This is a genomic window from Pseudoduganella aquatica, from assembly GCF_009857595.1.
Classification (GTDB): domain Bacteria; phylum Pseudomonadota; class Gammaproteobacteria; order Burkholderiales; family Burkholderiaceae_D; genus Rugamonas; species Rugamonas aquatica_A.
Genome location: NZ_WWCU01000002.1, coordinates 112,734 through 125,048 on the forward strand (window position 1 = coordinate 112,734; position 12,315 = coordinate 125,048).

15 protein-coding genes are annotated in these 12,315 nt (G+C 67.7%); 10 read left to right on the forward strand and 5 right to left on the reverse strand.

Translation table 11 applies throughout. From position 1 onward, the window contains the following. The first annotated feature begins 15 nt into the window (after positions 1–15). From GTP77_RS02390 to GTP77_RS02430, 9 genes are all read left to right on the forward strand, one after another. Positions 16–255, forward strand: a complete 240-nt coding sequence (locus tag GTP77_RS02390; RefSeq protein ID WP_161070572.1) for a hypothetical protein — start codon at positions 16–18, stop codon at positions 253–255. 117 nt (positions 256–372) lie between these two features. Then, on the forward strand, positions 373–1,674 hold the full coding sequence (locus GTP77_RS02395) for an NAD(P)/FAD-dependent oxidoreductase (protein ID WP_161070573.1): 1,302 nt from the start codon (positions 373–375) through the stop codon (positions 1,672–1,674). Beyond that, on the forward strand, positions 1,664–2,470 hold the full coding sequence (locus GTP77_RS02400; protein WP_161070574.1) for a DUF1365 domain-containing protein: 807 nt from the start codon (positions 1,664–1,666) through the stop codon (positions 2,468–2,470). The genes GTP77_RS02395 and GTP77_RS02400 overlap by 11 nt, the downstream gene beginning before the upstream one ends. A 59-nt stretch (positions 2,471–2,529) precedes the next feature. Beyond that, positions 2,530–3,729: an SAM-dependent methyltransferase gene (locus GTP77_RS02405; RefSeq protein WP_161070782.1), complete on the forward strand. Its 1,200-nt coding sequence runs from the start codon at positions 2,530–2,532 to the stop codon at positions 3,727–3,729. Between the two features lies 1 nt (position 3,730). After that, positions 3,731–4,357, forward strand: a complete 627-nt coding sequence (locus tag GTP77_RS02410) for a chalcone isomerase family protein (RefSeq protein WP_229202047.1) — start codon at positions 3,731–3,733, stop codon at positions 4,355–4,357. After that, on the forward strand, positions 4,354–5,793 hold the full coding sequence (locus GTP77_RS02415) for an MFS transporter (RefSeq protein WP_161070575.1): 1,440 nt from the start codon (positions 4,354–4,356) through the stop codon (positions 5,791–5,793). Before GTP77_RS02410 ends, GTP77_RS02415 begins: the two co-directional genes overlap by 4 nt. Beyond that, the gene (locus tag GTP77_RS02420) at positions 5,790–6,365 is read left to right on the forward strand and encodes a DUF3833 domain-containing protein (RefSeq protein ID WP_161070576.1); all 576 of its coding nucleotides are present in this window, start codon (positions 5,790–5,792) and stop codon (positions 6,363–6,365) included. The genes GTP77_RS02415 and GTP77_RS02420 overlap by 4 nt, the downstream gene beginning before the upstream one ends. Further along, the gene (locus tag GTP77_RS02425) at positions 6,352–7,125 is read left to right on the forward strand and encodes an SDR family NAD(P)-dependent oxidoreductase (protein ID WP_161070577.1); all 774 of its coding nucleotides are present in this window, start codon (positions 6,352–6,354) and stop codon (positions 7,123–7,125) included. Before GTP77_RS02420 ends, GTP77_RS02425 begins: the two co-directional genes overlap by 14 nt. Next, complete coding sequence (locus GTP77_RS02430; RefSeq protein ID WP_161070578.1) at positions 7,122–7,550, forward strand: nuclear transport factor 2 family protein; 429 nt, start codon at positions 7,122–7,124, stop codon at positions 7,548–7,550. Before GTP77_RS02425 ends, GTP77_RS02430 begins: the two co-directional genes overlap by 4 nt. A gap of 7 nt (positions 7,551–7,557) precedes the next feature. On the opposite strand, the gene GTP77_RS02435 is transcribed toward GTP77_RS02430, so the two are convergent. The 3 genes from GTP77_RS02435 to GTP77_RS02445 all read right to left on the reverse strand — a co-directional run bounded on the left by GTP77_RS02435 (position 7,558) and on the right by GTP77_RS02445 (position 9,549). After that, a complete protein-coding gene (locus GTP77_RS02435; protein ID WP_161070579.1) occupies positions 7,558–8,526 on the reverse strand; it encodes a MerR family transcriptional regulator in 969 nt (322 codons plus the stop codon). 56 nt (positions 8,527–8,582) lie between these two features. Next, positions 8,583–8,930 (reverse strand): hypothetical protein, encoded by a 348-nt coding sequence (locus GTP77_RS02440; RefSeq protein ID WP_161070580.1) that lies wholly within the window; start codon positions 8,928–8,930, stop codon positions 8,583–8,585. A gap of 100 nt (positions 8,931–9,030) precedes the next feature. Continuing rightward, positions 9,031–9,549 carry an Lrp/AsnC family transcriptional regulator gene (locus GTP77_RS02445; protein ID WP_161070581.1) on the reverse strand — a complete coding sequence of 173 codons (519 nt, stop codon included), beginning with the start codon at positions 9,547–9,549 and terminating at the stop codon, positions 9,031–9,033. A gap of 115 nt (positions 9,550–9,664) precedes the next feature. Here GTP77_RS02445 and hppD point away from each other — a divergent pair, with 115 nt between their 5' ends. After that, positions 9,665–10,759, forward strand: coding sequence for a 4-hydroxyphenylpyruvate dioxygenase (gene hppD, locus GTP77_RS02450; RefSeq protein ID WP_161070582.1), 1,095 nt, complete (start codon positions 9,665–9,667; stop codon positions 10,757–10,759). 190 nt (positions 10,760–10,949) lie between these two features. Here the strand turns inward: hppD and GTP77_RS02455 are convergent, their stop codons facing one another. Next, on the reverse strand, positions 10,950–11,966 hold the full coding sequence (locus GTP77_RS02455) for a ribonuclease T2 family protein (RefSeq protein ID WP_161070583.1): 1,017 nt from the start codon (positions 11,964–11,966) through the stop codon (positions 10,950–10,952). Positions 11,967–12,040: 74 nt separating this feature from the next. Next, complete coding sequence (locus tag GTP77_RS30165; protein ID WP_187358587.1) at positions 12,041–12,217, reverse strand: hypothetical protein; 177 nt, start codon at positions 12,215–12,217, stop codon at positions 12,041–12,043. Positions 12,218–12,315: the final 98 nt, after the last annotated feature.

Consider the following 12,315-nt stretch of genomic DNA (forward strand, 5'->3'; position numbering starts at 1 on the left):
ATAAGAGAGACCGCCATGAACACGATATTCGCCGCACCGGTATTCGACGCCACCGTCATCTTCGAAGGCAAGGAACTGTTCAAGGGCCAGGGGGCGGCGCGCATGTGGGCCGAGAAGCTGGCCAAGGAACTGGAAACGCCCATCGACGTGCGCAAGATCGGTACCGGCTGGGCGCTGTTTGGCACGGTGGACGGCGCGGACTGCGTGTGGGCCATCCACGGCCAGCGCCTGAAGCGCGTGCAAGCCCCGGAGTGACCCGTAATTGAACTGGAATATTAGGCCAGTTCTGTAGTGTGGGCTGGACTTGACCCGTAATTGTCCGTAGTGTTGCTGGGAGTATGCAGTTCATTCCTACGACACAAGGGCTGGGTCATGAAAATAGCAGTAATAGGCGCCGGCATTGCCGGACTGGCCTGCGCACACCAGCTGGCGCGGATGGGCCGGGACGTCACGCTGTACGAGGGCGGCGACTGGTTCGGCGGGCACAGCAACACAGTGGACGTCACGCTGAACGGCGTCACGCATGGCGTCGACACCGGCTTCCTGGTTTTCAACCACGCCACCTATCCCCATCTGACGAGTCTGTTTGCCAAGCTGGGCGTGGAGACGGCCGGCACCGACATGTCCTTCTCCGTCAAGCTGCCGCTTGATGGCGGCCTGCTGGAATGGGCCGGCGCCAACCTCGACACCGTATTCGCGCAGCGCCGCAATCTGCTGCGGCCCGCCTTCCTCGGCATGCTGCGCGACATCCTGCGCTTCAACAAGGCCGCCACCGCGCTGGCGCTGTCGCCCGAAGGCGGCATCCCCGGCAACGCCGCCATGGCGCTGGGCCACTACCTCGACCTGCACGGCTACGGCGCCGCCTTCCGCGACTGGTATCTGCTGCCGATGGCGGCCTGCATCTGGTCCTGCCCGACCGCGCAGATGCTGGACTTCCCGCTGGCGAGCTTTGTGCGGTTCTGCCACAACCACGGCCTGCTGCAGGTGAGCGGCCGCCCGCAATGGCGCACGGTGACGGGCGGCTCGCGCGAGTACGTGCGGCGCATGCTGGACAGCATACCGCAGCGGCGCCTGTCCACGCCGGTGCGCCTGGTGCGGCGCGCGCCGGGCGGCGGCGCGCTGTCGGTGGCGGTGCATACCGCGAGCGATATCCAGCAGTACGACGAAGTGGTGCTGGCCTGCCATAGCGACCAGGCGCTGGCGCTGCTCGACCGCCCCAGCGTGGACGAGCAGGGCGTGCTGGGCGCGATCCGCTACCAGCCCAACCGCGCCGTGCTGCACACGGACAGCCGCTGCCTGCCGCAGCGGCGCAAGGCCTGGTCGGCCTGGAACTATCAGGGCGGAGTGGACGAACACGGCGCGCCGCGCGTGTGCGTGCACTACCTGCTCAATATGCTGCAGCCGCTGCCCTTCACCACGCCGGTGATCGTCTCGCTCAACCCCATCAACGAGCCGTCGCCAGAGCGGGTGCTGGCCAGTTTCGACTACGCGCATCCGGTGTTCGACGCGCGCGCCGTGGCGGCGCAAGCGCGCCTGCCGCAGCTGCAGGGCGAAGGCCATGTGTGGTTCGCCGGCGCCTGGACCGGCTACGGCTTCCACGAGGACGGCCTGAAGTCCGGCATGCGGGTGGCCGCCGCGCTGGCGCAGAAGGCGGTACTGAGCCATGCCGCATAAGGACAACGGCGGCGCCATCCAGCTATGCCTGGGCCAGGTGCGCCACAAGCGCCTGCGGCCGGTGCGCAACGCCTTCAGCTACGGCGTGTTCTATATCCGGGTGCCTGTGCATCGTATACCAGACCTTCAGCTTGACTGCGCCGCGCCGCCGCTGCGCTGGTTCTCGCGCAACCGCTTCAACCTGCTGGCCTTCCATGACGCCGACCACGGCGACGGTGTGCGGCCTTTGCGCGCGTGGATAGCCGACACGCTGGAGCGCGGCGGCGTGAGCGGCGCGGATGGCGAGATCTGGCTGCAGACCATGCCGCGCGTGCTGGGCTATCTGTTCAATCCCGTGTCGTTCTGGTTTTGCCACAGTGCCGACGGCAGCCTGCGCGCCGTGCTGTGCGACGTGCGCAATACCTTCGGCGAGCGCCACCTGTATCTGCTGGAGACCGGCGCGGCGATCGCCAACGGCGCCGAACTGCGTGCGGACAAGGCCTTTCACGTATCGCCCTTCCTGCCGCTGCGCGGCAGCTACCGCTTCCGTTTTGTGCGCGTGCAGCGGGCCGGGGAGGGCGAGCGCCACCTTGCCTGCATCGACTACCTGGACGGCGGCCAGCTGGCGCTGTCCACCAGCATCAGCGGCACGGCGCAGGCGCTCAGCGACGCGGCCGTGCTGCGCGCCTGCGCCACCCATCCGCTGCTCACGCTGGGCGTGATGGCAAAAATCCACTGGCAGGCATTGCGGCTTTGGTGCAAGCGCGCGCCTTTTTTCAGCAAGCCCGCACCACCGATCGAGGAACTTTCGAAATGACTATGCAACTGCCCATCTCCGAATCATCTGCGGCGCACACCGCCGCAGCCTGCTGCGCCATGCGGGCGCCCGGCGCACCAGGTGCACCCGCTTCGGCGCGGCCTGCGTCCGCCCGCCTGCTGCTGGCCGCGCTGTCCCGCATCCGCCACGGCGCCGTGCTGCTGCAAACGCCGGACGGCGCCGCCACGCTGTACGGCGAGGGCGCGCCCATCACTTTCAGGCTGGCCAACTGGAACGCGTGCCGCGCGGTGCTGCGTTCCGGCGACATCGGCTTTGCGGAAAGTTTTATCGCAGGCGACTGGAGCACCGACAATCTCCCCGGCCTGGTGGAGCTGCTGGCGCGCAACCGCGAGGAGCTGGAGTCGCTGGTGTACGGCAGCTGGTGGGGCGTGCTGCTGTACCGCCTGCGCCATCTGCTGAACCGCAATTCGCGCAGCGGCAGCAAGAAGAACATCCACGCCCACTACGACCTGGGCAACGCGTTCTACCAGCGCTGGCTGGACCCGTCGATGACGTATTCGAGCGCGCTTTTTGCCTATCCGGGCATGACGCTGGAGCAGGCGCAGCAAGCCAAGTACCGGCGCATCCTGGCGCAGCTGCAGGTGAAGCCGGGCGAGCGCGTGCTGGAAATCGGCTGCGGCTGGGGCGGACTGGCCGAGATGGCGGCGCGCGGCGGCCTGCATGTGACGGGACTGACGCTGTCGAGCGAGCAGCTGGCTTACGCGCAGGCGCGGCTGGCCGCCGCCGGGCTGGCAGCGCAGGCGGACCTGCGCCTGTGCGACTACCGCGACAGCGATGGCGAGTACGACGCCGTCGCCTCCATCGAAATGTTCGAGGCGGTGGGGCAGGAGTACTGGGCGAGCTATTTCGCCTGCGTGGCGCGCAACCTGAAACGCGGGGGGCGGGCCTGCGTGCAGACCATCACCATCGCGGACGAACTGTTTGAGCGCTACAGCCGTGGCACCGACTTCATCCAGCAATACATCTTCCCTGGCGGGATGCTGCCGTCGCAAGCCGAGTTCCGCCGCCACGCGGCCATGCACGGGCTGCGCGTGGAGGATGCGCTGCATTTCGGGCCGGACTACGCGGAAACGCTGCGGCAATGGCGCGAGGCCTTCCAGCGCGAGCAGGACAATATCGTGCCGCTGGGCTTCGACCTGAACTTCATGCGCACCTGGGAGTTCTACCTGGCCTATTGCGAAGGCGCTTTCAACGCGGGCAATACCGACGTGGTGCAATTCACGCTGGTCAAGGACTGACATGGGCGTCCGCAACGCAGCCTGGGTGCGGGCCGCTGCGGCGCGGCTGGCCCTGTGCCTGCTGGCCTGCTGCGCCGTGCCGGCCCAGGCGGAGGGCGATGCGGCCGCACCTCAGCCACTGCTGCCAGCGGAGGCATTGCAGCCCATGCAGCCGGTGCGGCTGGCGGGCGAAGGCGTCTACCGCTGGTATGGCTTGCGGATTTATGAAGCGCGGCTTTGGGTGGGGCCGCAGGGCTATCGCGACAGCGCCCCGGCCGCCGCGCCTTTCGTGCTGGAACTGCGTTACGCGCGCGCCTTGCAGGGCAGCCGCATCGCGGAGGCCAGCGCAGAGCAGATGGAGAAGGTCGGCGCAGGCAGCGCCGTGCAGCGCAAAGTGTGGCTGGAGACCATGCGCGGCCTGTTCCCGGACGTGCGCGAGGGCGACCGCATTGCGGGGCGCTACGTGCCCGGCGTGGGCGCGCGCTTCTACCTGAACGGCGCACCCTTAGGCGGGGCACAAGGCGGCGCGCAGCCCCCGGTGCTGGACGCAGAGTTTGCGCAAGCCTTCTTCTCCATCTGGCTGTCACCGCGCAGCACCGCGCCTGCGCTGCGCGAGGCGCTGCTGCGCCAGGCCGCGGCGCAGCCATGAACATCCAGCACACGCCAGCCGCTGGCCGGGACGTATCCGGCAGCGCGCCTTGCGGCGCAACACCGCCCGGCTCGCCTTCTACCGGTTCGGCGCCATCCGCTTCCATCCAGTCGCGCTCCGCACTTGCGAGCTACGCGCTGTTCGCGCTGCCGCTGGCGATGGTGGCGCTGCCGGTGTATCTGTTCGCGCCGGCGCTGTACGTGCGCAGCGGCGGGCTGGCGCTGGCCGGCGTGGGGGCGGTGCTGCTGGCCGTGCGGGTGCTGGCCGCGCTGGCCGATCCGCTGCTCGGCTGGTGGATGGCGCGCAACCAGCGCGGCTATCCCTGGCATGCCGCCGCGTCGCTTGCGCCGCTGCTGCTGGGCTACTGCGCGCTGTTCAACCCGCCCGCGCTGGACGGCGCCGCGCTGATGGCATGGTTCGCCGCCGCGCTGCTGCTGGTCTACCTCGGCTACGGCCTTGCCACCATCGCGCACCAAAGCTGGGGCAGCGCCATCGCCTGCGACGCCGCCGCCCGCGTGCGGCTGATGTCCGCCCGCGAAGGCTGCGGCCTGCTGGGCGCCGTGCTGGCGGCCGCGTGCAGCGGCGTGCTCGGCTACGGCGCGCTGGCGCTGCTGTTCTGCGCCTGCCTGCTGCCCGCCGCCTGGCTGCTGCTGCGCCGCGCCCCTCGGGCGGCCGTGCGGCCCCCGGCCACCGCGTCGGCCGGACAGCCTGCCCAGCCCCCAGCCTTGGGCCAGGCCCCGGCACGGTACGCACTGCTGGCGCCCTGGAGCGAGCCGCGCTTCCGCTGCCTGTTCGGTGTCTACTCAGCCAGCGCGCTGGCGGGCGCCATTCCCGCCACGCTGTTCGTCTTCTTCGCAGCGGACCGCCTTGGCCTGCCGGACAATTGGGCTGGCCCGCTGCTGGTGCTTTACCTGCTGGCGGCCGCCGCATCCATGTCCCTGTGGGCGGCGCTGGCCAGGCGCTGGGACACGCTGGCCGCCTGGCAGGCCAGCATGCTGCTGTCCGCGCTGGTGTTCATCTGGGCCTACGCCCTCGGCCCCGGCGACGGTGCGGCCTTCGCGGCCATCTGCGTATTGACTGGCATCGCAGGCGGGGCGGACCTCGCGCTACCGCCCGCACTGCTGGCCGGACTGGCCGCGCAAAGCCGCAGCGCCGATGCCGCCGCACAGCCATCCGCCGCCCCTTACTTCGCCTGGTGGAACTGGTGCACGCAGCTGGCGCTGGCGTTCGCCGCCGGCGCCACGCTGCCTGCGCTGGCCTTGCTCGGCTATGAGCCCGGCAGCGCCGCCGCAGAGACAGGCGCCGCGCCGCAAGGAACAGCCGTCCTGGCCGCCGCCTACGCGCTGCTGCCGTGCGCATTGAAACTGCTGGCCTGGCTGCTGCTGTTGCGCGGCGCAAGGGGCAGCCTGAAAAGCCTGAACGGGAGAGAAATATGAAGATCAAGCTGCTGCGCGCCTGCTTTGCCGGCGCCGCCATGAGCGCCATGATGGCAAGTCTGCTGTCCGGCTGCTCCACCCGCGCCGACCCGTCCCACTACGCCGCGCAAACGCCGGTGCTGGACGTGCAGCGCTACTTCAACGGCCGCGTGCTCGCCTACGGCATGTTCCAGGACCGGGGCGGCACCGTGCAAAAGCGCTTCACCGTCACCATGACTTGCACCTGGCGGGACGGCATCGGCACCCTGGACGAAGAATTCCTGTACGCCGACGGCACCCGCCAGCGCCGCGTGTGGACCCTGCGCCAGACCGCGCCCGGCCGCTACACCGGCACGGCAGCCGACGTGGTAGGCGAAGCGACCGGCGTGGTGGCGGGCAACGCGCTGCGCTGGAACTACGTGCTGGCGCTGCCGGTGGACGGCAAGACCATCAACGTGGACTTTGAAGACTGGATGTTCATGATAGACGAGGAAGTCATGCTGAACCGCGCCGCCATGAGCAAGTTCGGCATCGACCTCGGCTCGGTCACGCTGTCCTTCCGCAAGCAGAAGGACGGCAATGGCGCTCAATAAGCCCATCAGCGACTGGCAGGGGCGCTGCGTGTGGATCATAGGCGCGTCCAGCGGCATAGGCGAGGCCACTGCCCGGCTGCTGCTCGAGCGCGGCGCGCAAGTGGTGCTGTCGGCGCGGCGCGCGGACTCGCTGGGGGCGCTGTGCGCCGGACAGCCGCGCGCGATGCCGGTCCCGCTGGACATCACCGATGCCGCCAGCGTGCACCGCGCGCGCAGCGCGATCCAGGCGCACGGCTGGCGCATCGACCTCGTGCTGGTGGTGGCGGGCGGCTACCATCCCATGCGGGCCGACAGCTTCAACCTGGAGCAGGCCAACCGCCTGCTCGACCTGAACCTGCGCGGCGTCTACAACTGCCTGGACGCCGTGCTGCCGGAACTGCTGAAGCAGGGCGCAGGCGGCATAGGCGTGGTGGCCTCGGTGGCGGGCTACGGCGGGCTGCCGAAAGCGCTGGCGTACGGCCCCACCAAGGCCGCGCTGCTCAACCTCACGGAAACGCTGTATCTCGACCTGGCGCCGCGCGGCATCGGCGTGTACCAGATCAACCCCGGCTTTGTGGCCACCAGCCTCACCGCCGGCAATGACTTCGCCATGCCCGCGCTGATGACGCCGGAAGCCGCCGCGCAGGCGCTGGTGCGCGGCCTGGAGCGGGGCGACTTCCACATCCACTTCCCGCGCCGATTCAGCAACAGCCTGCGCCTGCTGCGGCTGCTGCCCTACGGCGCTTACTTCTGGCTGGTGCGCAAGGTGACAGGACTATGAACGAACAACAGCCGCTGGAACGCCTGGTGCGCTTCTACGAAACCCTGGCGCTCGAAACGGTGAACGACGTGCGCAGCGTATATGCGCCGGACGCCTTCTTCAAGGACCCGTTCAACGAGGTGCGCGGCCACGCCGCCATCATCCCCATCTTCCGGCACATGTTCGTGCAGGTGGAGCAGCCGCGCTTCGTGGTGAAGGAGCGCATGGAGCAGGGCAGGCAAGCCTTCCTGACCTGGGAATTCCATTTCCGCATGCGCAGCGCGGAAGGCGAGCAGACCATACGCGGCGCCTCCCACATCGAGTTCGACGAACAAGGCCGCGTGGCCATGCACCGCGACTACTGGGACGCGGCGGAGGAACTCTACGAGAAAATACCGCTGCTGGGCGCCGTCATGCGCTGGCTGAAGCGGCGCGCGCGAAAGTAAGGTTGCGCTATTCCGCCAGCGACGGCGGCAGCGGCAGGCCGTCGGCGCGCGCCAGGCGCTCCAGCGCGGTCTCCAGCATCATGCGCGCCTGACCGGCCGTATTGCACAGTTCCTGGTGCAGCGCCGCGTCGTCGGCATTGCGCGACGCGCACTGCTGGCTGTAGCGCTCGAAACTGCCCAGCATCATCAGGATGTCGGCCAAGTGGCGCGGGCACTCGCAGTTGATGCTGTTCGGCGCGCTGGCCAGGACGGCGAGCGCCTGCTCGTCCAGGCGGCGCGGCGAGGGCGCCGGCGTGACCGGCAGCACCGCCTGCAGCGGATGGCCCGCCAGCGCTGAACTGCAGAGCACCGCCACCTCGGCCGGATCGGCCGGCACGCGCGCCACCAGGCAGCCCTGTTCGCGCAGGCGGCGCACGGTGGCGCTGTCGCAGAAGCGGTACATCACCACCAGGGCCGCGCCCGGCGCGGCAGCGCGCGCAGCGGCGATCAGCGGCAGCGTATCGGCCGACATCTCGGACGATTCGATCAGCAGCACGTCGGCCGGCAGGCCGGGCAGGGCGGCGGGCAGCGCCTCCAGCGTGGCGCAGGTGTGGATGATGTCGAGCGGCGGCGCGGTGCGCACGGCGGCCAAGCGGCGCGCCATGGCGGCGCCTACCACGGCCACGCGCAGCGGCACGGCGGCGGCGCCATCGTCGGGTGCCGCGTCCTGCTGCGGCAGCGAGCCTGCCATCACGGCCAGCTCCTCGAAGGACAACGCGGCCACCATGCCGATGGGATGGCCCAGGTCCACCACGCGCTTGAGCAGGCCCAGGCGCCGCACCTGCTCGGCCGAATACAGGCGCTGGCCGTGCGGCGAGCGGTCGGCGCCGGACACGCCGTAGCGCCGCTCCCATACCCGCAGCGTTTCCACCGGCAAGCCTGCCAGCCGCGCTGCCACGCCGCTGCGGTATGCGCCCTTGGGTACTGTCTCTGCCACGTTGCGCCTCTAGCTGTTGTTCCGGTTCCGGATTCTAGCAGAGCGCGGGCGGACGCTCAGCCGCCTTTCGGCGTATCGCGGCCGGGGCGGTCATCGGCCAGCTGGCCTGCGCCGCTGTCCACCGGCATGCCCGAGCCGCGGGTGCCGCGCTCCCCTTTGGTCGGACCGGCTTCCGGCGCGGGCGTGCGCGCGGACTGCTCCGAGCTTGCCGTTTCACCGTGGCGCTGGGAAGAGAAGTCCCCCGCGCCCCGGTCCACGGTGCTGCGGCCCTGTTCCGTGGACGGCATGCCGTCCCGCTGCGGCGTGATCACATTGTTGGCCGGATGGCCGTTGGCGATATTGCCGCCGAAATCCTGCTGCGAATTGCGCGCATCCGCAGCCCTGACGTCCTTGTCGCTGTTCATGGCGAGTCCTCCTGGTCAAAGACGCCAGTATGCGGACCAGGGCGGGCGGCGCCCAAGCAGCGCACGTGCCGCGCGCTTGTAAGACGGGACCGACGCCGCCTTACTGGGCGAAATGCACCCGCATCTTGGACGGGCGCGGCTGGGCGATATGGTCCAGCGGCAGCTCGGTCACCTGCTTGACCTTCTTCAGCGAGATATTCGACTTCACATTGGTCACGCCCGGAATGCGCAGCAAATGGTTCATCATGAATTCCGAGAACGAGGCCAGGTCGTGCGACACCACGCGGATCACATAATCGGCCTCGCCGGTGACGGAAAAGCACTCCAGCACCTCCGGCAGATCGCTGATGGCCTGCTCGAAGGTATCGCCCCAGGCGGTGCCGTGGCGGTCCAGGGTCACGTGGACGAAGGCCATGACGCCCAGGCCCACCACCAGCGGGTCCAGCATGGCCGCGTAATGGTCGATCACGCGCGCCTCCTCCAGGCGCTGGATGCGGCGGCTCACCTGCGAGGTGGACAGGTGCACCTTCTCGCCGATGGCGCTGTTGGTGGCGCGGCCGTCGCGCTGCAATTCGGCCAGCAGGGCAAGGTCATGCCGGTCTACGCTGATGGTGCTCATGGTTTTTCCTCGATTCATGCATATTTTGTGCGCGGGACTGCGGTTATTGTGCACATTATGAACGAAATATTCACGGAGAATGGCTAAACTCATCCTATTACTTGAGGAGATCAGCATGACGCTAGAATTATGGGACAACCCGATGGGCACCGACGGCTTTGAATTCATCGAATACGCCGCGCCGGACCCGGTCGCCATGGGCAAGACCTTTGAAGCGATGGGCTTCACCGCCATCGCGCGGCACCGCTGCAAGAACGTGACCCTGTACCGCCAGGGCGAAATCAACTTCATCATCAACGCCGAGCCGGACTCGTTTGCCCAGCGCTTCGCGCGCCAGCACGGCCCGTCGGTCTGCGCCATCGCCTTCCGCGTGCAGGACGCGGGCAAAGCCCACCGCCGCGCGCTGGAACTGGGCGCCTGGGGCTTCGGCGGCCAGCCCGGCCCGATGGAACTGAACATCCCCGCCATCAAAGGCATCGGCGACTCGCTGATCTACCTGGTGGACCGCTGGAAGGGCAAAAACGGCGCCACGCCGGGCGCCATCGGCGACATCAGCATCTACGACGCCGACTTCGAAGCCATCCCCGGCGCCAATCCCAACCCGGTCGGCCACGGCCTGACCTATATCGACCACCTCACCCACAATGTGCACCGTGGCCGCATGGCCGAGTGGGTCAACTTCTACGAAACGCTGTTCAATTTCCGCGAGATCCGCTACTTCGACATCGAAGGCCAGGTGACGGGCGTGAAATCGAAAGCCATGACTTCGCCGTGCGGCAAGCTGCGCATCCCGATCAACGAAGAAGGCACCGACCGCCCGGGCCAGATCACCGAATACCTGAACATGTACAACGGCGAAGGCATCCAGCACATTGCCATGGGCAGCGACAACCTGTACGGCACGGTGGACGCGCTGCGCGCCAGCGGCATCAAGCTGCTCGACACCATCGACACCTACTACGAGCTGGTGGACCGCCGCATCCCGGGCCACGGCGAATCGCTGGACGAGCTCAAGAAGCGCAAGATCCTGATCGACGGCATGCCGGGTGACCTGCTGCTGCAGATCTTCTCCGAAAACCAGCTCGGCCCCGTGTTCTTCGAATTCATCCAGCGCAAGGGCAACCAGGGCTTCGGCGAAGGCAACTTCAAGGCCCTGTTCGAGTCCATCGAGCTCGACCAGATGCGCCGCGGCGTCCTCGAAGCCGTCTAATTACATCGGGGTCAGTTCCGTCATCGCGTCACAATCACACCGGGGTCAGTTCCGTCATCATGTCACGGACTCTGCAGTAGCTGCGTGCTACAGCTGAGCCCGTGACGCAATGGTGGAACTGACCCCGGTGGTGTAGTTGCGTGCTAAAGCTGAGCCCGTGACGCAATGGTAGAACTGACCCCGGTGGTGGCTAGTTGCGGCCGCTGGCTTCGACGTGGATTTCGCTGCCGCAACGGGAGGTTTGCGGACCCTGGCCGGGTGTCGTACCCAGCAGGCCGTTCAGCCCCTTGTCGACGCTGAAGTCGAGCGGGAGCTGGACGCGGATTTCCTGGAGCTGGCTCTGGCCGGCGCACACCAGCATCACACGGCTGGCGGCCGCTTCGCCGTGCTGGCTGCGCAGCGTGGCGAAGAATTTGTCGGCGTTGAAGCTGCCGCCTATGTTCTTCAGTACCTGCTGGCCGATGGACGAGCTGTTTACCAACTGCACCGCCGCCACTGCTTTCGTGAAGTAGGCGTCCGGGTCGAGCGACTGGCAGGAGCCGTGCTTGTTCCACTCGTATTTGCCGAAGCTGTTTTCGTAGTAGAAGTTGGGCATCCACTGCGCGATGCGGTCGACGGTTTCCTTTTTCAGCGCGAAGGGCTTGCCTTCGCAGTTGCCGTAGCTGGTGCCGCAGGCTTTTTTGTTGGGCCACAGGCCGTGCAGTGTGAGGTTGGTGACCACCAGGCTGCCTTTGTCCATCGCTGCGCACTCGGGCTTGCCGGACGTGCGCGGCGTGTGCTCGCAGAAGCCGGGCTGCCAGCTGATGGCCAGCAGGTAGCTGTCCTGCTGGTTGGCGGTGGAGCAGATTTCGTGTTTGCCGCCGGGACTGTCATTGGCGCTTTCCCGGGCGCTAGCCGGCGCGGCGTCCTGCGTGCCGCCGCCCAGCGCTGCGCTGCCGCAGTCGCGCGCAACCCAGCGCAGCTCGGGCCTGGCGCCCGGCACTTCTATCCGCAGCTGTTCATAGCTGCCCGGCTTGTTGACCTCTTTGATTTCGTAGCTGCTGCCCGGCTTGAGCCGCACATCCCCCGGATTGGTCTCTTTGGCGAAGGACGCGTAGGCTTCGCACGCCTTGCCGGCCTTGAAGCTGCCGCTGGCGGGTTCGCTGGCCAGCGCGAGCGCGGGGAGCAGGGCGAGCAGGCACGCCGCCCCGAGTGTTGTTTTTTTCATCGTAGCCTTCCGTGTTCGTTGTTGCGCTACATCATATCGTCATAGCACGGCAAAGAACAACGGAAAGGCGGGGCTCAGAATGCCTGGGCCGCTTGCGCAGCGGAAATCCGTCCCTTCACTTCCTTGTGGTATTTGGCCCGCGCCGCGGCCTGCTTCACCGCTTCCGCCTCTTTGTTGACCCGTTTGATACGGGCTTTTTCCGCTTTGCTGCGTTGCTGGGCTACGTCTTTGTTGCCGATTCGATTGGTCATGCTCTTCTCCTTGGTTGGTCCAGACTCCAGCATGCACCGGCCGCCACGCGCCATCCGTTCGCTGGCTAACGCGTGTGCGCCATTCCAAATCCATATAG

Excerpts from the sequence above, each read along its gene's own strand:
- GTP77_RS02395 (WP_161070573.1), top strand. The coding sequence starts at position 373 with ATGAAAATAGCAGTAATAGGCGCCGGCATTGCCGGACTGGCCTGCGCA.
- GTP77_RS02425 (WP_161070577.1), top strand. The coding sequence starts at position 6,352 with ATGGCGCTCAATAAGCCCATCAGCGACTGGCAGGGGCGCTGCGTGTGG.
- GTP77_RS02400 (WP_161070574.1), top strand. The coding sequence starts at position 1,664 with ATGCCGCATAAGGACAACGGCGGCGCCATCCAGCTATGCCTGGGCCAG.
- hppD (WP_161070582.1), top strand. The coding sequence starts at position 9,665 with ATGACGCTAGAATTATGGGACAACCCGATGGGCACCGACGGCTTTGAA.
- GTP77_RS02430 (WP_161070578.1), top strand. The coding sequence starts at position 7,122 with ATGAACGAACAACAGCCGCTGGAACGCCTGGTGCGCTTCTACGAAACC.
- GTP77_RS02420 (WP_161070576.1), top strand. The coding sequence starts at position 5,790 with ATGAAGATCAAGCTGCTGCGCGCCTGCTTTGCCGGCGCCGCCATGAGC.
- GTP77_RS02455 (WP_161070583.1), bottom strand. The coding sequence starts at position 11,966 with ATGAAAAAAACAACACTCGGGGCGGCGTGCCTGCTCGCCCTGCTCCCC.
- GTP77_RS02415 (WP_161070575.1), top strand. The coding sequence starts at position 4,354 with ATGAACATCCAGCACACGCCAGCCGCTGGCCGGGACGTATCCGGCAGC.
- GTP77_RS02410 (WP_229202047.1), top strand. The coding sequence starts at position 3,731 with ATGGGCGTCCGCAACGCAGCCTGGGTGCGGGCCGCTGCGGCGCGGCTG.
- GTP77_RS02405 (WP_161070782.1), top strand. The coding sequence starts at position 2,530 with ATGCGGGCGCCCGGCGCACCAGGTGCACCCGCTTCGGCGCGGCCTGCG.
- GTP77_RS02445 (WP_161070581.1), bottom strand. The coding sequence starts at position 9,549 with ATGAGCACCATCAGCGTAGACCGGCATGACCTTGCCCTGCTGGCCGAA.
- GTP77_RS02440 (WP_161070580.1), bottom strand. The coding sequence starts at position 8,930 with ATGAACAGCGACAAGGACGTCAGGGCTGCGGATGCGCGCAATTCGCAG.
- GTP77_RS02390 (WP_161070572.1), top strand. The coding sequence starts at position 16 with ATGAACACGATATTCGCCGCACCGGTATTCGACGCCACCGTCATCTTC.
- GTP77_RS30165 (WP_187358587.1), bottom strand. The coding sequence starts at position 12,217 with ATGACCAATCGAATCGGCAACAAAGACGTAGCCCAGCAACGCAGCAAA.